Source organism: Burkholderia sp. Ac-20349, assembly GCF_017104865.1.
Classification (GTDB): Bacteria; Pseudomonadota; Gammaproteobacteria; order Burkholderiales; family Burkholderiaceae; genus Burkholderia; species Burkholderia aenigmatica.
The window spans coordinates 1-17570 of the sequence record NZ_JAAGPM010000154.1; the positions used below are offsets into that span (position 1 = coordinate 1).

At 66.5% G+C, this 17570-nt stretch carries 18 protein-coding genes and 1 pseudogene; 5 read left to right on the forward strand and 14 right to left on the reverse strand.

Annotated elements, in window-relative coordinates; genetic code table 11:
* Positions 1–526 (reverse strand): urea transporter (locus G3N61_RS32660; protein WP_241018012.1); only part of this gene is annotated, 526 nt, incomplete at its 3' end.
* Between the two features lie 257 nt (positions 527–783).
* Between G3N61_RS32660 and G3N61_RS32665 the strand changes: the two genes are divergently transcribed.
* Positions 784–1344 carry a putative glycolipid-binding domain-containing protein gene (locus tag G3N61_RS32665; RefSeq protein ID WP_205824462.1) on the forward strand — a complete coding sequence of 187 codons (561 nt, stop codon included), beginning with the start codon at positions 784–786 and terminating at the stop codon, positions 1342–1344.
* Here G3N61_RS32665 and G3N61_RS32670 read toward each other — a convergent pair.
* The 5 genes from G3N61_RS32670 to G3N61_RS32690 form a co-directional block, all read right to left on the reverse strand.
* On the reverse strand, positions 1299–2216 hold the full coding sequence (locus G3N61_RS32670) for an alpha/beta fold hydrolase (protein ID WP_205824463.1): 918 nt from the start codon (positions 2214–2216) through the stop codon (positions 1299–1301). The genes G3N61_RS32665 and G3N61_RS32670 overlap by 46 nt on opposite strands.
* 4 nt (positions 2217–2220) lie before the next feature.
* On the reverse strand, positions 2221–3126 hold the full coding sequence (locus tag G3N61_RS32675; RefSeq protein WP_205824464.1) for a metal-dependent hydrolase: 906 nt from the start codon (positions 3124–3126) through the stop codon (positions 2221–2223).
* A complete protein-coding gene (locus tag G3N61_RS32680) occupies positions 3123–4058 on the reverse strand; it encodes an SDR family NAD(P)-dependent oxidoreductase (RefSeq protein WP_089452547.1) in 936 nt (311 codons plus the stop codon). Before G3N61_RS32680 ends, G3N61_RS32675 begins: the two co-directional genes overlap by 4 nt.
* A gap of 21 nt (positions 4059–4079) precedes the next feature.
* A complete protein-coding gene (locus tag G3N61_RS32685; protein ID WP_205824465.1) occupies positions 4080–5669 on the reverse strand; it encodes an NAD(P)/FAD-dependent oxidoreductase in 1590 nt (529 codons plus the stop codon).
* A 246-nt stretch (positions 5670–5915) separates the two neighbouring features.
* The gene (locus tag G3N61_RS32690) at positions 5916–6587 is read right to left on the reverse strand and encodes a lysoplasmalogenase (protein WP_205824466.1); all 672 of its coding nucleotides are present in this window, start codon (positions 6585–6587) and stop codon (positions 5916–5918) included.
* A 364-nt stretch (positions 6588–6951) separates the two neighbouring features.
* Between G3N61_RS32690 and speB the strand changes: the two genes are divergently transcribed.
* Positions 6952–7920, forward strand: a complete 969-nt coding sequence (speB, locus tag G3N61_RS32695) for an agmatinase (RefSeq protein WP_205824467.1) — start codon at positions 6952–6954, stop codon at positions 7918–7920.
* Between the two features lie 229 nt (positions 7921–8149).
* Here the strand turns inward: speB and G3N61_RS32700 are convergent, their stop codons facing one another.
* On the reverse strand, positions 8150–9445 hold the full coding sequence (locus G3N61_RS32700) for a citrate synthase family protein (RefSeq protein WP_205824473.1): 1296 nt from the start codon (positions 9443–9445) through the stop codon (positions 8150–8152).
* A 103-nt stretch (positions 9446–9548) separates the two neighbouring features.
* Between G3N61_RS32700 and G3N61_RS32705 the strand changes: the two genes are divergently transcribed.
* Entirely contained in the window at positions 9549–10982 is a 1434-nt protein-coding gene (locus tag G3N61_RS32705; RefSeq protein ID WP_205824468.1) for a CoA transferase, read from the forward strand.
* A gap of 9 nt (positions 10983–10991) precedes the next feature.
* Entirely contained in the window at positions 10992–11285 is a 294-nt protein-coding gene (locus G3N61_RS32710) for a hypothetical protein (protein WP_205824469.1), read from the forward strand.
* Positions 11286–11353: 68 nt separating this feature from the next.
* Here G3N61_RS32710 and G3N61_RS32715 read toward each other — a convergent pair whose 3' ends face one another.
* From G3N61_RS32715 to G3N61_RS32745, 7 genes are all read right to left on the reverse strand, one after another.
* The gene (locus G3N61_RS32715; RefSeq protein WP_043177258.1) at positions 11354–11578 is read right to left on the reverse strand and encodes a hypothetical protein; all 225 of its coding nucleotides are present in this window, start codon (positions 11576–11578) and stop codon (positions 11354–11356) included.
* A gap of 277 nt (positions 11579–11855) precedes the next feature.
* Positions 11856–12059, reverse strand: coding sequence for a cold-shock protein (locus G3N61_RS32720; RefSeq protein ID WP_129517494.1), 204 nt, complete (start codon positions 12057–12059; stop codon positions 11856–11858).
* Positions 12060–12699: 640 nt separating this feature from the next.
* On the reverse strand, positions 12700–14268 hold the full coding sequence (gene ilvA, locus G3N61_RS32725; protein ID WP_205824474.1) for a threonine ammonia-lyase, biosynthetic: 1569 nt from the start codon (positions 14266–14268) through the stop codon (positions 12700–12702).
* A 359-nt stretch (positions 14269–14627) separates the two neighbouring features.
* Positions 14628–15611, reverse strand: a complete 984-nt coding sequence (locus tag G3N61_RS32730; protein ID WP_205824470.1) for a sulfonate ABC transporter substrate-binding protein — start codon at positions 15609–15611, stop codon at positions 14628–14630.
* 123 nt (positions 15612–15734) lie between these two features.
* Positions 15735–16574, reverse strand: a complete 840-nt coding sequence (locus G3N61_RS32735; RefSeq protein ID WP_205824471.1) for a MerR family transcriptional regulator — start codon at positions 16572–16574, stop codon at positions 15735–15737.
* A gap of 27 nt (positions 16575–16601) precedes the next feature.
* Entirely contained in the window at positions 16602–17144 is a 543-nt protein-coding gene (locus tag G3N61_RS32740; RefSeq protein WP_205824472.1) for a GNAT family N-acetyltransferase, read from the reverse strand.
* 87 nt (positions 17145–17231) lie between these two features.
* Positions 17232–17429, reverse strand: a complete 198-nt coding sequence (locus G3N61_RS32745; protein ID WP_241018013.1) for a hypothetical protein — start codon at positions 17427–17429, stop codon at positions 17232–17234.
* Between G3N61_RS32745 and G3N61_RS39805 the strand changes: the two are divergent.
* Positions 17344–17570, forward strand: a pseudogene (locus tag G3N61_RS39805) (hypothetical protein); the annotation flags it as partial. The gene G3N61_RS32745 and the pseudogene G3N61_RS39805 sit on opposite strands and share 86 nt — an antisense overlap.

Here is a 17570-nt window from a genome sequence, read left to right on the forward strand (position 1 = left end):
CATGCCGACCATCGCGTGACGCAATCCGTACCGCGAGCCGTTGCTCATCGCGAGCAACACCGTCGGGCCGGGCGTCGCGACGCCGACGGACAGGATCAGGGCAAAGGCGAGCAAGGCGGATGGTGACGATGAGGCACGGGCTCGAATACGGACACTGGCGCCAGCGCGCGAGCGGCAAGCGCATCGCGCGCTGCACGAGCGCCGCGCCGATCGAGACCAGCGGCACCAGCGCGACGGCGGCGAGTTGATGGGGCGCGAACAGCACGGCGATCAGCGCGGCGAGCGCGCCGTTGAAGCCGTGCAGCCCCTGTTCGACGTCGCGGCGTTCGGCGCCTGTCAGCACGGCCGTCATGCTGGCGGCGGCCGAGCCGACCAGCGCCGCGCTCGCGAGCCGCAAGTCGGTCAGCGCCAGCGCGGCGAGCAGCAGCGCGCCGGTGAACGCGTTCGCCTGCAGCACGATCTGCCCGATGCCGCGCAGCAAGATACGCAGGTCGATCGACGGCGGGACGGGGCGGGCGGTAGGCATGATGGCGGCGGAACAGGACGAGCCGCGAGCATAGGACACAATGCCATGCACCGGAATAGGGAATTCTGGATAGTCAGGATTTGTGGCCGATGCCCCGAAATGGTGAAGGCAGCGGTCGATTCGCGTCCGAACGCCGCGCCGTTGGCCCCCCCCGGCGAGGGTGCCCGTTTGGGACTCGAATGCCGGCGGTGGCCGGCATTTTCGTCGAGCGATCTGTGCGACGATGCCTCGCATCGGGCATACCGGGAGGCGGAAGAATGCGTGAAGTGCGGTGGGCGTCGCTCGAAGGCGACGGGGTCGAACATCTGACGTTCGACCGGAGCGGCGGCGGGATCGTCGTCGAAAGCGCGGTGGTCGGCCAGCGGTATGGCCGTGCGTACGGGCTTGCGTATCGCGTCGAGTGCGACGCGCACTGGCGTGTGACCTATGCGGTGCTCAAGGTGATGGGCGGCGGCACGCTCGAATTGCGCGGCGACGGCGCCGGCCACTGGCACGACGGCTCGGGCCGCGTGCTGCCGGAGCTGGGCGGCTGCATCGACATCGACATTGCGGCGACGCCGTTCACGAATTCGCTGCCGATCGGCCGCCTCGGGCTCGCGCGCGGCGAGCGGCGGCCGATCGACGTCGCGTACATCTCGACGCCGGACCTGCAGGTTACGCCGGTCAAGCAGGCCTACGCGTGCCTCGAGCCGGGCCGGCGCTACCGCTACGAAGGGATCTTCCGCGACTTCACCGCCGAGATGGACGTCGACGACGACGGGCTCGTCATCGATTACGAGACGCTGTTCAGACGCCTGCCGGCCCCGGCGATGCGCTGAACCCGGGCCGCGGCCGGGGCGAGCGCCGGCCGCTCGTGCGCGGACGCGAAGCGGTCGATCCGCGACGCGATCATGTCCGGGTGGCGCAATACGATCCAGTGCGTGCCGTCGATTTCCTCGCGCACGTGGTCGCCGAGCCAGCGGTCGAGATCGACCGACATTTCGGGCGTCACATAGCGGTCGCGCACCGGCACCAGGATCTGCACGGGCGCCTGTGCATACCGTTCGCGCGGCTTGCGGGCCCGTGCGATGAAGTTTGCGCGGTACAACTGCAGGCCGTTCAGTGCGTTCTTCAGTTGCACGGGATCACGCTCGGCGCGCACGCGTTCGGTGAGCTGCAGCCAGCGTGGCCACCATGCCGCGCCGCCGAGCCGCCACACCAGCGACGGCACCAGCGGCAAGTGGAAGAACGCGATGTACCACGACTTCAGGCTCTGCTTGAGCCGCATCTTTGCGCGGAACACGTGATCGAGGCACGGGCCCGAGATCGACGTGTACGACGCGATCCGGCCGCGGAACGCGGGGTCGGTCACGGCCTCCCAGCACTGGATCGACCCCCAGTCGTGGCCGACGAGATGGAACGGCCGGCCGCCGCAGGTCGCATCGGCCACCGCCTTCAGGTCGGCGGCGAGCCGTTCGAGCGTGTAGTCGGCGCGGCGGCGCGGCGCATCGGAGGCACCGGCGCCGCGCACGTCGTACGCGATCACGCGGTAGCGCTTCGCGAGCCGCGCCCGGATCGGCGCCCACACGGCCGCCGAATCGGGGTAGCCGTGCACGAGGATCAGCGGCGGGGCGCGACGCGACCCGCTTACGTAGACGGCGAGTTTCACGTCGCCGGACTGGACGGTCAGCATCTCGTGGGCGCGCGCCATGACGTCATGCCTGCGGAACCGGGTGCAGCGGCACGCGGCGCGGGGCGGCTTGCGCGGCGTAGCGCGCGTTGGTCGCGTCGATGTTCTCGAGCAGCGTGTCGAGCCCCTGCAGGTACTGGTGGTTGTCGTGGTCCCACGGGTGGAAGCCGGGGCGGAAGTAGTCGAGCCATTCGCGCGCGATGCTCGGGAACACGCCGTGCTTCGGGCTGTACAGATACTTCACGAGGCGCCACATGCCGCCGAACTTGCCGTGTTCGCGACGGTGCGCGCGCATCAGGCGCAGGTGGAAATCGAACACGATCGCCCAGAAGAACACGGTCGTCGTCAGCATCGTGCCCGTGCGCAGCAGGTAGCTGCCGAGGCCCGGCTTCATCACGGTGGTCCATACGTCGTACGACACCGCCTTGTGCTCGGTTTCCTCCATCGCGTGCCACATCCACATCTGCTGATAGCCCTCGACCGAGCCGTCGATGCGGTGCTCGTGGCCCGACAGCAGCTGGTTCGCGAGGATCGCCGTGTAGTGCTCGAGCGCGATCGTGATCGCGAGCTGCATCGAATGCGGCAGCGCCTTCCTGAACCAGCCGAGGATCGTCCACAGGCGCTTGTCGAGCTTGTGCGCAGGCAGGCCCGACGACTGCAGCAGGTCGTTGTATTCGATGTGCTCGCGCGTGTGCATCGCTTCCTGGCCGATGAAGCCGAGCACCTGCTTCTTCAGTTCCGGATCCTCGATCTGGTCGCGGTAGTTGCGCACCGAATCCATGAAGAAGCGTTCGCCGGCCGGGAACAGCAGCGACAGCGCGTTCATGAAGTGCGTGACCGGCACGCCCTGCACGTGCCAGTCGCGCGCGCGTTCGGGGGGCAGCGCGAAACGGATGTCGCGCCGCACGGGCATCATGTTCGGGGTGGTCATGATTGTTCTCCTCCCTGATTGCTTGCGTTGTTGTAGGTGGCGTGCAGCGGGGCGGCCGCCGGCGTGCCGCGCGCGGCGTCGCGGCGGGCCCTCGCGGCCTCGCGGCGCGTCGCGAGCACGACGAGCGCCTGGTACGTACACGGCAGGACGCGCGCCATCCAGTCCCCGGCCTTCGCATCGCGGCCGATCAGCACCCGGCGCTTGTTCCGGCGTACCCCGGCGAGGATCGTGCGCGCGGCGTCGTCGGCGGTCGTGATGAAGAACTTCTCGAACGTGTCGCGGCCTTGTTGCTCGCTCGCGACCATGAAGCCGACCATGTTCTTCGAGACGCGGCTGGCCTGCGCGATGTTCGTGCGGATGCCGCCCGGATGCACGCAGGTTGCCGACACGCCGCACTTCATCATGTCGAGTTCCTGGCGCAGCGATTCGGTGAAGCCGCGCACCGCGAACTTGGTCGCGTTATAGCCGCTCATGCCCGGTTGCGCGAAGATCCCGAACAGGCTCGACGTGTTGATCACGTGGCCGTCGCCCGTTGCCTTCAGGTGCGGCAGGAACGCCTTCGTGCCGTGCACGACGCCCCAGAAGTTGATGTTCACGATCCACTCGAGATCGCTGTATTCCATCCCTTCGATCGTGCTCGACAGCGCGACGCCCGCGTTGTTGAAGATCAGGTTGACCTTGCCGTGTTCCTGCGCGGTGTCGTCGGCCCATGCGAACATTGCTTCGCGGTCGCCGACGTCGAGCACGCGCGTCGACACGCGCACGTTCGGCGCGATCGCGCGGACGATCCGCTCGGTTTCGGCGAGGCCCACGCCGTTCTTGTCGGCGAGCGATACGTGGCAGCCGGCCTGCGCGAGCTGGATCGCGAGCGAGCGGCCCATACCCGAGCCGGCACCCGTGATCGCGGCGACCTTGTTGGCGAAATCTCTCATGTCGGTTGCTCCTTGTCTGGCTCAGGCCGCTTCGGCGGACGTGGAAGTCGAAGCGGAAGCGGCGGGCGCGGCGACGGGCCGCGCGGTCGTGTCGTGTTGCGGCGCGCGATACGCGTGGTAGTCGGCGATCGAGAAGTGCGCGGTCGCCTGGCGGAAGCGCCACGTGAAGCCCGGCCACAGCGTCGTGTTCTTGCCGGTGCGCGGATCGAGGTACCAGCTCTTGCAGCCGCCCGTCGACCAGATCGCCTTTTTCAGCTTGCCCTGCAGGTCGCTGTTGAATTGCGCCTCGACGAGCGGGCGCACTTCGATCGCATCCGCGCGTTCGCGGCGCATCGCCTGCAGCGCGCCGAGGATGTACTCGATCTGCGACTCGATCATGAACACCATCGAGTTGTGGCCGAGGCCCGTGTTCGGGCCGACGATCATGAAGAAGTTCGGATAGCCGGGCAGCGTCGAGCCGAGATACGCGTGCGCGCCGTCGCGCCACGCGTCGACGATGTCGAGCCCGCCGCGGCCGAGGATCGCGCCGCGCGGAAACGGATCGGCCACCTGGAAGCCGGTGCCGTAGATCAGGCAGTCGACTTCATGGCGGCGGCCGTCGGTCGTCACGACCGCGTCGGCTTCGATGTGGTCGATGCCGGTCGTGATCACGTCGACGTTCTTGCGCGACAGCGCCGGGTAGTAGTCGTTCGAGATCAGCACGCGCTTGCAGCCGAGCGTGTAGTTCGGCGTGACGGTCTTGCGCAGCTCCGGATCGGGAATCTGCTTGCGGATGTGGCGCAGCGCAAGCTTCTGCACGTTCTTCATCAGCGACGGATGGATCGCGAAGCCGAGCACGCGCGATTCGAGCATCCAGTAGATGCTGCTGCGCACGGCCTTCTGCGTGAACGGCAGCGTGCGGAACAGCCACTTCTCGAGCCCGGTCAGGTTGCGGTCGGGCTTCGGCATGATCCACGGTGGCGTGCGCTGGAACAGCGCGAGTTCCTTCACGCGCGGCGCGATCTGCGGCACGAACTGGATCGCGCTCGCGCCGGTGCCGATCACCGCGACGCGCTTGCCTTCGAGCGCATAGTCGTGATCCCAGTGCTGCGAGTGGAACGCGCGGCCCTTGAAGTTCTCGACGCCGGGAATCGACGGCAGCGCGGCCCGCGACAGGCCGCCCATCCCCGACACCAGCACACGCGCGGACAGCCGCTTGCCGTTCGCGAACGTGAGGCGCCAGCGTTGCGCGGCCTCGTCGTACTCGGCGCGCTGCAACTCGTGGTTCAGGCGCAGGTGCGGGCCGACGCCGAAGCGCTGCACGCAGTCTTCCAGATACGCGCGGATCTCCGGCTGCGGCGCGAACTTGCGCGTCCAGCGCGGGTTCGGCGCGAACGAGAACGAATAGACGTGCGATTGCACGTCGCATGCACACCCGGGGTAATGATTGTCGCGCCACGTGCCGCCGACCGACGCGGCCTTCTCGAGGACGACGAAGTCGGTCACGCCTGTTTGACGCAGGCGGATCGCCATCCCGAGGCCGGCGAAGCCGGTGCCGATGATGGCGATGTCGATGGTTTCGTCCAGGCCGTCGTGGCCGGGCGGACCGAAAGGCAACGTGCGAGCATTCATCCGGGTGTCTCCGATTTGGCTCATTTTCGAATGTTACATTGTTTGATGTAACGATAGTGGGTGAACCCGGAAACCGCAAGAGGCTAGAAGCGGCGCTCTAAGGGCCGGAAGCCAGACGGGAAAAGGCTGAGCGGGGTTTGGAACAGCGCGCTTTCCGCATCGCGGGATGCGGGGAAAGGGCCGTCGGTAGGGCGAGAGAGGGGGCGGACGAGACCGCCGGCGCGCGGCGGTCTGTTTGAAACAGTATCAGGGACGGATCGTTCGGGCGGCCGTCTCATGGAAAACCCCGGCCACGATCGTGACCTGCGCGAGCGCGTAGAGGCCCCAGATCAGGTAGTCGATGCCTGGAAAGCCGCCGAGGAAGCGGCCGACGCCGATCAGCGTATCGGAGCCGACGAAGATCAGGCTGCCGAGCGCGACCAGCGGGCCGCGCGTGCGGGCCGCGAGCGCGAAGCTGGTCATCGTGCACAGTACGAGCATGTAGACGGCGACCGGCGCGACCAGTTCGCCGAGATGCGGGAAGAACGCCACGTAGAACGCCGGCGCGGCGATCCACAGCCCGACGAGCGCGACGATGCGCCAGCCGTGCGGCCGCGCGCGCCAGCGGAAGAAGATCGCGCAATAGAACAGGTGCGTGAGCAGGAACGCGCCGAGGCCAAGGACGAACGACAGCGGCCAGTCGGGCAGCGCGAGCAGCACGTCGCCGAGCACGGCCGTCACGAGCGCCGCGCACAGCCACGCGCGTTCGCGCGGTGCGGCGCAGGTGCTGCCCGCCGCGAGCAGCAGGATGCCCATCGCCGCTTTCGCGGCGGCCTGGCCGGGATAGGGCGCGGCGGCGAGCGACAGTCCGTACAGCAGCGCGGCGACGACGGCGAGCGGCCAGAGCCGGCGGTAGGTGGCGGGAAGCGTGGCGATCAAGGCGGGTGTCTCCGGTTTGTTGTTGTCTGCGGTGGACGGCGCGCGGTCGAGGGCGCGGCTGTCGGCCATTATCCGGAAGAAAGGGGGTGGGAAAACCGGCGAATCCTTCTAGGAAGCGAGAGCGCCGCGGCTGCCGGATTTCTCCGCGCGTTGCCCCGGTTGAACCGGGGCAACGACTTCAATTCGGCTTGCTATGATCGCCGCGGTATTGCCGTTGTCGATGTGGTTGTTGCTGTCGTTGTTCCGTCCGGCCGCGCGACAGGATGCGCAAGCCGGTGCGTGCCCGATGAATCCATGCCGTGCCCGGCCCGCGCGCCCATGCGACGCGGGGCGGGCGGGCCTCCCCACGAAAACAGGTCCGACCATGACCGAACTTCTCCACGGCGACGGCGCGATCCGTCGCACGACGCCGTATGGCTCGTCGATCGAAAACACCTATGCTGGCGTGCTGTCGTTCATGCGCCGCAACTATTCGCGCGAGCTCGACGGCGTCGACGTCGCGATCTCCGGCGTACCGCTCGACCTCGCGACGACTTACCGCTCCGGCGCGCGGCTCGGCCCGGCTGCGATCCGCGCGGCGAGCGTGCAGCTCGCGGAGCTTCTCCCGTATCCGTGGGGTTTCAACCCGTTCGACGATCTCGCGGCCATCGACTACGGCGACTGCTGGTTCGACGCGCACAACCCGCTGTCGATCAAGCCCGCGATCGTCGAGCATGCGCGCACGATCCTCGGTTCCGGCGCGAAGATGCTGACGCTCGGCGGCGACCACTACATCACGTATCCGCTGCTGGTCGCGCATGCGGAGCGCTACGGCAAGCCGCTGTCGCTGATCCATTTCGACGCGCACTGCGATACGTGGGCCGACGACGATCCGGACAGCCTTAATCACGGGACGATGTTCTACAAGGCCGTGAAGGACGGGCTGATCGATCCGGCGACGTCGGTGCAGGTCGGCATCCGCACCTGGAACGACGACTTTCTCGGGATCGAGCGGCTCGATGCGGCGTGGGTGCATGACCACGGTTCGCGCGCGGCGGTCGAGCGGATCGTCGACATCGTCGGCGCGCGGCCCGCGTACCTGACGTTCGATATCGATTGTCTCGATCCGGCGTTCGCGCCCGGCACGGGCACGCCGGTCGCGGGCGGGCTGTCTTCGGCACAGGCGCTCGCGATCGTGCGCGCGCTCGGCGCGGTGAACCTGGTGGGTGCGGATGTGGTCGAGGTGGCGCCCGCGTACGACCACGCGGACATCACGGCGATTGCGGCCGCGCACGTCGCGTGTGACTTGCTGTGTCTGTGGCGGCAGAAGAAGGTGGCGGGGGCGCTGAAGTAAGTCACCATGCGCGTGCCGCCAGCGCGGTGCGCGCATCGCCGGATCGGTGTGCCGTGTGCGGTTTGCATCACGTGGCTCAGGCAAAAGATCTTCGCGGATTTCCGTGGCGCGTGCTCGCCGACCCGTTGGCGACATCGGCGGAACGTCATTGGATGGCCGCTTGCATACGCCAACGACGCGTTGGCATGTCACCGATGATGCATCGCTGACGTCATCGCATCAAGAAAAGCTATCGACTCCTGAAAAAAGTGGCAAGCATGTCGTCTTTCGGAGCCGCAGGTCGCGTTGTTTGCTGCTTTCCCGACCGTCCGCGCGATCGCGCATGATCCGGCCCGGCACCGGATCCACCTGGCCACGTTCCCGTATAAACCGCACGCGGCCGGATGAGATCGGATTGCTCGCGCTGCTCCAGCCCGTGCGCGATCCAGCCGATCGAGCGGCCCAGCGCGAACAGGCCGAATGCGGCACCGACGGGAAGCCGCAAATGTCTGCGCAGCGCCACCAGCGCGAGATCCAAAGAGGGCTTGTGGCCGACGAGCGCGCTCCCTGCGTCGATCATCCTTCTCCATTGCGGATGGCGCGGCAGGATCCGCGACAACAGATACGTCGCACGCACGTCGCCGTCGGGATAGAGCGAATGTCCGAAGCCCGGCAAGCCGTCTCCCCGGGCGAGACGTTCGCTCATTTTTTGCTCGATGTCCTTATTACCCAGTTCGTCCCACAGTGCTTCGCCACGCGCGGTGGTCGCGCCATGCCGCTCGCCCGACAGGCCGGCCAGACCACCGACCACGACGGCCCGCAAGCTCGCGTTCGTCGACGCGATGCATCGTCCCGTGAAGCTCGACGCGTTCAGTTCGTGATCCGCGCACAGCACGAGCGCCATGCGGATCAACTCGGCGCCAGCAGGTCCGACGCCCCACACCCGTGCGCATTGCACGTGGATGGGCGCTGTGTCGATCCGGGTTCGCAACAGGCATGCGGCAAGAATCCGCACGAGATCGCCGCAGCCCTGCGCCTGACGATCGGACGATTGTTGCCAGATCGCCGTTGGCGCGTCCTCGCTTGCGACGGTGAAGAGCGGCAGCAGGGCCTGCTCGGCGCGTTGCTCGCCGTAGTGCCTGAAGAGCGTTCGCAGCACCGCGGGCGTAGCGGGAATGTGGCGGCCGAAAGCGGCCTGCTCGTCGCATCGCCATAGCAGCGCCGCGACTTCTTCGAGACTCGCGCGGGACGCGAGATCGAGTGCATCCACACCGCGATAGAAGAGCCGGCCACCGTCGATCAACGTGATGCTCGACTCGAGCACGGGCGAACCCCAGTTCAGCGCGGCCTTCGCGACTTCCTTCGGCTTGCGGCCTCGTGCGCGCTGATCCGCGAGCCGGTCGACCTCGGCCGCGAGATAGCGGCTTTCGCGATGACTGCCGCCCGGTTCCGCGCGAAGCAGGCCGCGGCTGACGTACGCATAGAGGGTTTGCCGCGAGATACCGAGCCTTGCCGCGGCTTCGATCGAATTCAGGTAGTTCGACATCGTGCGCAGGGGGAATCGTTCGACAGGTTGATCAGGATAATCAACGTTGACAGCAAATGCGAGCGAGACGATCTTTGCTTCACCTAATTCATGCGAGGCGAACATGCGTATCGATCAAATGTCGAGGGAACGGGCCGTGGCCGATGAGGATCGGGTGTCGCGTCATCTGCGGGCGTTCTGGCTGGCGGCGGGCGGGTCTCAGGCGTTCCTCGAGTCGTGCAGCTTCAGCGGGTCGGGCGAGCTGGTTTCCGCGTTTCGCGTAACCGACCTGGCCACGGCGGCAATCGGCGCGGCAGGGACGTCCGTTGCCGAATTGCTGCATGCGTCGACCGGAACGTTGCCGTCGGTGCGGGTCGACCGGCGCATGGCGTCGCTGTGGTTCGGCACGTCGCTGCGTCCGCAGGGCTGGACGATGCCGCCGCAATGGGATCCGGTGGCCGGCAACTATCGGGCGCGCGATCGCTGGATCCGGTTGCACACCAACGCACCGCATCATCGGCTGGCCGCGTTGTCGGTGCTGGGCTGTGCCGCCGATGCACAGGCGGTCGCGCAAGCGGTGAGTCGCTGGGATGCCGGCGCGCTCGAAGACGCGATCGTCGAGCGAGGCGGTTGCGCTGCGGCGATGTACGCGGCGCAGGAGTGGGCCGAGCACCCGCAGGGCAAGGCGGTCGCAACCGAACCGTTGCTGCATGTTCATGCCGCGACCGATGCCGTCGCGCGCGACTGGCGGCCTTCGAAAGACCGGCCGTTGCGCGGCATCCGCGTGCTCGACCTGACGCGCATCCTCGCCGGCCCCGTGGCGACGCGATTTCTTGCGGGCCTGGGCGCAGACGTATTGCGCATCGATCCGTACGGCTGGGAAGAACCGGGCACGGTGCCCGAAGTCGTCCTCGGCAAGCGATGTGCGCGGCTGAACCTGAAAGATGCGGCGGACCTCGATACGCTCAAACAGTTGCTCGGCAGCGCGGATATCGTCGTACACGGTTACCGGGCCGACGCGCTCGCGCGCCTCGGTCTCGATGCGGCGCATCGGCGCGAACTGAATCCTGCGCTCATTGACGTGTCGCTCGACGCTTATGGCTGGAGCGGTGAATGGCGTTGCCGGCGCGGCTTCGACAGCCTCATTCAAACGAGCACGGGAATCGCCGAGGCGGGCATGCGCGTCATGGGCAGCGATGAACCGGTGAACCTGCCCGTTCAGGCCATCGACCATGCGACGGGTTACCTGATGGCGACGGCCGCCATCCGTGGGCTGACGACACGAATGAAACAGGGTGTCGGTATCGAGGTTCGCGCGTCGCTGGCGCGCACGGCGGCCGATTTGCAACTGCGGTCGGAGCCCATGAGCGAGGTGGTCGAACTGGTCGCCGACGGTCAACGGGATCGTGCGGAGCACGTCGAGCCGACGTCGTGGGGGCCGGCATCCCGGCTCCTCCCGCCCGTGCAGATCGACGATGCGCCGCTCCGATGGTTTTATCCGGCGCGCGCACTGGGTGCGTATGAACCCGAGTGGTTGTCTTCGAACGGCGATCTTTGAAGCGGCGCGATGAATCGGCTGGTGTCGGTGAGTGGCGGCGGGACGGGAATCGGCCCGGCCACGGCGATGCATGGCGCTCAGCGCAATGCGCAGGTCGTCATCGTCGGACAGCGCGCGAACGTGCTGGAACACGCCGCCGAAGTGATCGGCGGCGTGTTTCCCGATGCGCGTCCCACCGTGTCCTCGCTACCGACCTGGGTGTGCCTGATCAGGTGGAACGCGTTCGGGATACGCTGGCAGAGCGTTTCGAGACCCTCGATTTCGTGGTCAACGTGGCCGGCGGAGAAGGTGGCGTGCAAGTGAAGCAAGTGGGCGCGCGCAGGCCGCCGGCGCGTTGCGCGCGTCGCTGGATCGATGGCCGGGCCTTGCCTTCAACCGCGCGTGTCGACCCAGTTGCGTGCCCAGCGGGCCGAATGCTGCAACGCCTGCTCCTCACTCGTGAAGTAATCGAGCGAATAGAACTGGTAGCGGCCTTCGGTGCGTGGGCTACCGGCGCGTTCAAGCAGCAGGTTGGATGAAAAACTTCCGTCGGGCAAACGATGCGCCGAGGGGTGAACGGCATAGCCGTTGTATTGTTGAATTCGATTGTTCTGCATTTTAATTTTAATAATGTTCGAGTGCGCGCGTGCCGTGCGGAATGTGCACAGGTGCGCCGATTCAAAGCCATTGCGAGCTGAATCTGAAGCAGTCGTAAAGCGAAAAAGGGCTTGGCAGCCTGAGGGGGAATGAAGTGCAACGAGGCGTGTGGCGCTCGGCGAGCTGCTGAATGAACCGATGCAGCTAAGAGCAATCGCGCCAACTTTGGGAGATCAATCTCCGCGAGGATGTCGCTGCAACCCGGCGTCCGTTACGGGAGGCCGGGTCCTTCAAACTTTACATCGGCTTGATGTTGGCCGCTTGCAGACCCTTCGGGCCTTGCTTCGTTTCGAAGCTCACCTTCTGATTTTCAGCCAGCGTCTTGAAGCCGTCGGCGCGAATTTCGGAGAAGTGAGCGAACAGATCGTCGCCGCCGTTGTCGGGCGTGATGAAGCCAAAGCCTTTGCTGTCGTTGAACCACTTGACGATACCGGTATCCATGAAGATTCCTTGAGAAAAAATAGAAAGATTTGCTCTGGAAAAGAGCGCGTGAAGCGTCAAGGAGGGAGAGGACAACGAATACCGCTGAGGAGCGATCAATTGATGAACAGCAATCGGACTTCTTGAACTTCGGACGATACACTAACCGCTGGGCGGTGCCGGCGTCAATCGCTACTTTGTAACTATTTCTTCAGGCGCTTGGATTGGCGGATGAAGCGATGTGGCCCTGACTGGCTGCGCACGCTATCCGGCATGACGCGCAGGTTGGGCGGGGCCTGATGGGGTCGATGGCGCTGAACGATCCGAAGCGGCCACATCGCCTTGTCCAAATCAGCCATTCGAATCAGGGACCACGTTGCGACGGGGAATCGCATCGCGGTCGCCCACGATAAACATAGAAGTGAGACCCGTGCTCTGGTCGAACGCCGACCGATCGTCCCGCGTTTCCCGAAAATTCGACAGGAACAAACAAGGCCGGCGCGTCGTGCGCCCGTCATGTGCCGAAGCAGACGGACGAAGCGATCGGCGGCGCATGTCCCGATGCGCCACCGATCGTGCGAGCGGGATGACAACCGCACCCGAAGCGGCAAGGACGATCGACTGTCCGAAATACCCGCGTCGTCGGCAAGCGCGATCCGTACTACAGGAACAAGCGATAGGCGAGATTGCTGCCTTCCTCGATGTACGGATAGCCGAGCGTCGACAGGAAGTGGTCGAATGCGGCGCGATCGGCCTGCGGCACCTGCAACCCGACGAGGATCGAGCTGTAGTCCGCGCCCTGGTTGCGGTAGTGGAACAGGCTGATGTTCCAGTCCGGTGCCATCGCCGACAGGAACTTCATCAGTGCGCCCGGCCGTTCGGGGAATTCGAAGCGGAACAGGCGCTCGTCGAGCGCGAGCGGCGAACGGCCACCCACCATGTAGCGGATATGTTCTTTCGACAGTTCGTCGTGCGTCAGGTCGATGGTCCTGAAGCCGTGCGATTCGAAGTTCGCGGCGATCTCGGCCGATTCGCCGCGACGCTTGATCTGCATGCCAACGAAGAAGTGCGCGGATTGCGCGTCGGCGATCCGGTAGTTGAACTCGGTCAGGTTGCGGTCACTGACGAGCGCGCAGAAGCGCCGGAAGCTGCCGCGTTCCTCGGGGATCGTGACCGCGAACACGGCTTCGCGCGCTTCACCCACTTCCGCGCGCTCGGCCACGAAGCGCATCCGGTCGAAGTTCACGTTCGCACCGGACGTGACCGCAATGAGCGTCTGGTTCTCGATGCCTTCGCGCTCCGCGTAGCGCTTCGCACCCGCGACCGCGAGCGCGCCGGCCGGTTCGAGCACGCTGCGGGTATCCTGGAACACATCCTTGATGGCCGCGCATAGGGCATCGGTGTCGACCGTCACGACGCCGTCGAGGTATTCGGCGCACAGCCTGAAGGTTTCTTCGCCGACCAGCTTCACCGCGGTGCCGTCCGAGAACAGACCGACCTCGGTCAGCTCGACGCGCCGGCCGGCCGCGAGCGATTGCGCCATCGCGCACGAATCCTCGGTCTGCACGCCGATCACCTTGATCTCCGGGCGCACGGCCTTCACGTAGGCAGCAATGCCGGACGCGAGGCTGCCGCCGCCGATCGGCACGAAGATCGCGTGGATCGGCCCCTGGTGCTGGCGCAGGATTTCCATCGCGACCGTGCCCTGGCCGGCGATCACGTACGGATCGTCGAACGGGTGGACGAACGTGAGATTGCGCTCCGCCTGCACCTTGACCGCGTGCTGGTACGCGTCGCTGTACGACTCGCCAGCCTGGATGACCTCGACCGTCGGGCCGCCGTGCGCACGCACCGCATCGACTTTCACCTGTGGCGTCGTGACCGGCACGACGATCACGGCCTTGACGCCCATCCGCGCTGCCGAGAATGCGACACCCTGCGCATGGTTGCCGGCCGACGCCGTGATGACGCCGCGCGCGAGCGCGTCCGCCGGAATGTGCGCCATCTTGTTGTACGCGCCGCGCAGCTTGAACGAGAACACCGGCTGGTTGTCCTCGCGCTTCAGGTAGATGGCGTTGCGCAGCCGGGCCGACAGGTTGCGGGCGGGCTGGAGTTCCGTCTCGCGCGCGACGTCGTAGACACGGGCGGTGAGAATTTTCTTGACGTAGTCGACGGGAGGTTGGGCTGGCGTGGCAAGCGTGGTGCAAGCGTCAGGCGAGCTTCGGTACAAAGACACGGTCATTTCCTTTCGGGGGCGGGTTTGAAATGCCCTGGGCGGAAATGAAACAACCCGCCTCAGGGGCGGGTTGTCGTCATTGAGCCGGATGCGCGCTAACCCACCATTCGAAGAATGGTGCGAATAATCAGCGCAATGGCGAATGCTTGGCGGCTCATGTTTTCAAGCATCAACCATGGCAACGGTAGTTGTCAACTGTATCGAGCGAATTCCGGCCATCGTGGATGGCTGCCTGGTCGAATGCCGGTACTTCGCGTCGCCTTTCCCGGTCATCCGTGACAAGCAACGAACGAGGCCGACGGGCAGGGTGCCGGTCGGCCTCGTTCGAATCAGTTCGCGCCGCGGGTTGCGCGTTACTTCGCCGCGAGCGCACTCTGCACGCTCTTGTCGACCCATGCGTTGTCGGCCACGCTCAGTTTCTGCGGAATCAGCTTCGCCGCATAAAACGCATCGGCGACACCTTGCTGGGCCGCGACGATCTTTTCGTCGAGCGGCACCGCGCCAAACGGGACCCGCTTGATCCACGTCTCGACGAGCGGTTGCGGCAGGCCGACCTTCGGTGCGATCAGCGCGGCCGTGTCGGCCGGATGCGTGTTGACCCATTGGCCCGTCTCGCGCGCCTGCTTCAGGATCGTGCCGACCACGTCGGGATGCTGCTGCGCGAAATCGCGCGTCGCTTCGTAGAAGTTGTTGGTCGCCGAGAGTCCCGTGTAGTCGGACAGCGTGCGCACCTTCAGCGCGTTTTGCGCGGCTGCATAGTACGGATCCCAGACGACCCACGCATCGACGTTGCCGCTCTCGAATGCGGCGCGCGCGTCGGCCGGCGCAAGGTACACGGGGCGGATTTCGTCGTAGCGCACGCCGGCCTTCTTCAGCGCTTCGAGCAGCAGGTAGTTCGCGCTCGAGCCCTTCTGCAACGCGATCTTCTTGCCGCGCAGGCCGGCGACCGAACGGATCGGCGAATCGGCCTTCACGACCACGGCTTCGTTGTGCGGTGCCGGCGGTTCCGCGCCGACATAGACGAAGTGCACGCCGGCCGCCTGCGCGAACACGGGTGGCGGCGCACCCGTATAGCCGAAGTCGATGCTGTTCGCGTTCAGCGCTTCGAGCAGTTGCGGGCCGGCCGGGAATTCAAACCACTGGACGCCATAGCCGAGCGGCTTGAGCCGCGCTTCGAGCGAACCTTGCGCCTTGATGACCGACAGCAGGCCGGCCTTCTGGTAGCCGATGCGCACGACCTTGTCGGCGCCGCCTTGCGCGAAAGCCGGCGCGGCGGACAGTGCGACGAGCGTGGTGACGGCGGCGGCGCGGGCGATCCAGCGGGTGAAACGAATCATCGAACGGACTCCATGCAAAACGTCTTCGGGCGAGCGGCGGTGCCGCTCGATTGGAAGAATCGTCGCATGGGCGATCACGCCCGCAAACGAAGCATTGCCGATATCAATATGACGGCGGCGTGCCTATGCTTCGTCGCTGTCGTTTTTCGATGCCGGCGTGCCGGCCTGCCGCGCGGCCTCGTCGCTGAGCTTCTTGTCGAGGATCGTCGCGACACGGCCGCCGAGATAGGCGCTCGCCGCGGTTTCGAGTGCGCGGTTCGTCTCGCCTTCGACGAACACGGCCGCGAGCGGGCGCAGGCGCCAGATTGCGTCGACCAGTTCGGGCACGTCGGTGGCGGGCGGCAGCGTGTCGGCGTCGTAGCGGTCGAGCCGCTTCACGACGAGATCGACGAGCAGTCGCGCGATCGCGTCGAAATGCGGCCGCGCGAGGCTGATCACGTCGAGCAGCTCGCGGGGCGGGATGCCTTCCTTCGTCATCGCGGCCGCTGCTTCGAGCAGTGCGGGGTTCTTCGCGACGAACGACAGGCCGCGCCGTTCGAGCAGGCCGAGTTCGGTCACGCGTGACAGCTGCGTGGTCGCCTGCGGGCCGAACATCTGCGCGAGCGCGGCGAGCGAATAGGTCTTCGGCAATTCGTGCGACCAGCGGCCGCCGATCGCGTTTTCGAGGCCGAGGATCGAGCGCAGGTCGTGGCCTTCGTCGATCGCCTTGATCAGGTCCTGGATGTTCGACAGCGTATAGCCGCGTGCGAGCAGGTGATTGATCAGCTTCAGGCGCGCGACGTGCGTGTCGTCGTAGATGCCGACGCGGCCGCGCTTTTCCGGCGGGGCGAGCAGCCCGCGATCCTGGTAGGCGCGGACATTGCGCACGGTCGTGTCGGACACGCGTGCAAGTTCGTCGACCGTGTACTCGTTGCGGGAGTCCGGCGCCGCCTCGTCGGGTGTGGAATGAGTCTGTTTTGACATGCGGCCATTCTAGCGCGACGCGGCGGGCTAGGGCGAGACAGGGAGCGTGCGCGCGCCGTCGCCGAGCGGGCGCTGCAGCAGCGCCGTATCGATCCAGCGGCCGTGCTTGAAACCGGCCGCCTTCAGCATGCCGGCCGGCTCGAAGCCGAACGCGCGATGCAGCGACGTCGAGCCGCCGGTGCCGCCATCGGCGATCACCGCGATCATCTGCCGCCACGGGCCGGCCTCGCAGCGTTCGATCAGTGCCGCGAGCAGCGCGCGGCCGATCCCGCGCCCGCGCTGCGACTCGTCGATGTAGATCGAATCCTCGATCGTGAAGCGGTACGCGCTGCGCGTGCGGTACGGCGTCGCGTACGCGTAGCCGGCCACGCGGCCGTTGCATTCGGCGACGAGATACGGCAGCCCGTGGCGCTGCACCGCGTCGCGGCGCGCGCGCAGTTCGGCGACGTCGGGTGGCGTCTCTTCGAACGACGCGACGCTGTGGTGCACGTGGTGCGCATAGATCGCGTGGATCGCATCGAGGTCGGCGTCGGTCGCGTCGCGAACGACGCAGGCGGGGGTGGTGGGCATGGCGGCGGGTCCGGCGAATTCAGAACGCAAACCGTCACTATGCCGGCCGCCGGAGCGCATGGCAAAGCCGCGCGCGGCCGCGGCAGCCTAGAGCCGGCCGTCCGCCGCGTGAACCGCATCGGCGATCGCGTCGGCGACCCGCTGCACGCGCGGGGACCGGCGCACGTCCGGATGGACGACGAGCCAGATCTCGCGCTCGATGTCGCAACGCGGTGCGGCCGTCAGCTCGACGAGCGGCGCACCAGCGTGCGCAGCCGGATCGTCGACGAGAAACCTCGGCAGCAGCGCGACGCCGGCACCGGTCGCGCACGCGGATGTCGGCGACGGCCTGAAGGTGGCGCGCGGCAACGCGTGCATGGGCTGCCACGCGGTCGACCGCAAGCTCGTCGGCCCGTCGTTCAAGGATGTCGCCGCCCGCTACAAGGC

What these genes read in the sequence shown, in the direction of transcription:
- G3N61_RS32665 (WP_205824462.1), top strand. Translation starts at nt 784, where the DNA reads ATGCGTGAAGTGCGGTGGGCGTCGCTCGAAGGCGACGGGGTCGAACAT.
- G3N61_RS32670 (WP_205824463.1), bottom strand. Translation starts at nt 2,216, where the DNA reads ATGGCGCGCGCCCACGAGATGCTGACCGTCCAGTCCGGCGACGTGAAA.
- G3N61_RS32675 (WP_205824464.1), bottom strand. Translation starts at nt 3,126, where the DNA reads ATGACCACCCCGAACATGATGCCCGTGCGGCGCGACATCCGTTTCGCG.
- G3N61_RS32680 (WP_089452547.1), bottom strand. Translation starts at nt 4,058, where the DNA reads ATGAGAGATTTCGCCAACAAGGTCGCCGCGATCACGGGTGCCGGCTCG.
- G3N61_RS32685 (WP_205824465.1), bottom strand. Translation starts at nt 5,669, where the DNA reads ATGAATGCTCGCACGTTGCCTTTCGGTCCGCCCGGCCACGACGGCCTG.
- speB (WP_205824467.1), top strand. Translation starts at nt 6,952, where the DNA reads ATGACCGAACTTCTCCACGGCGACGGCGCGATCCGTCGCACGACGCCG.
- G3N61_RS32700 (WP_205824473.1), bottom strand. Translation starts at nt 9,445, where the DNA reads ATGTCGAACTACCTGAATTCGATCGAAGCCGCGGCAAGGCTCGGTATC.
- G3N61_RS32705 (WP_205824468.1), top strand. Translation starts at nt 9,549, where the DNA reads ATGCGTATCGATCAAATGTCGAGGGAACGGGCCGTGGCCGATGAGGAT.
- G3N61_RS32710 (WP_205824469.1), top strand. Translation starts at nt 10,992, where the DNA reads ATGAATCGGCTGGTGTCGGTGAGTGGCGGCGGGACGGGAATCGGCCCG.
- G3N61_RS32715 (WP_043177258.1), bottom strand. Translation starts at nt 11,578, where the DNA reads ATGCAGAACAATCGAATTCAACAATACAACGGCTATGCCGTTCACCCC.
- G3N61_RS32720 (WP_129517494.1), bottom strand. Translation starts at nt 12,059, where the DNA reads ATGGATACCGGTATCGTCAAGTGGTTCAACGACAGCAAAGGCTTTGGC.
- G3N61_RS32730 (WP_205824470.1), bottom strand. Translation starts at nt 15,611, where the DNA reads ATGATTCGTTTCACCCGCTGGATCGCCCGCGCCGCCGCCGTCACCACG.
- G3N61_RS32735 (WP_205824471.1), bottom strand. Translation starts at nt 16,574, where the DNA reads ATGTCAAAACAGACTCATTCCACACCCGACGAGGCGGCGCCGGACTCC.
- G3N61_RS32740 (WP_205824472.1), bottom strand. Translation starts at nt 17,144, where the DNA reads ATGCCCACCACCCCCGCCTGCGTCGTTCGCGACGCGACCGACGCCGAC.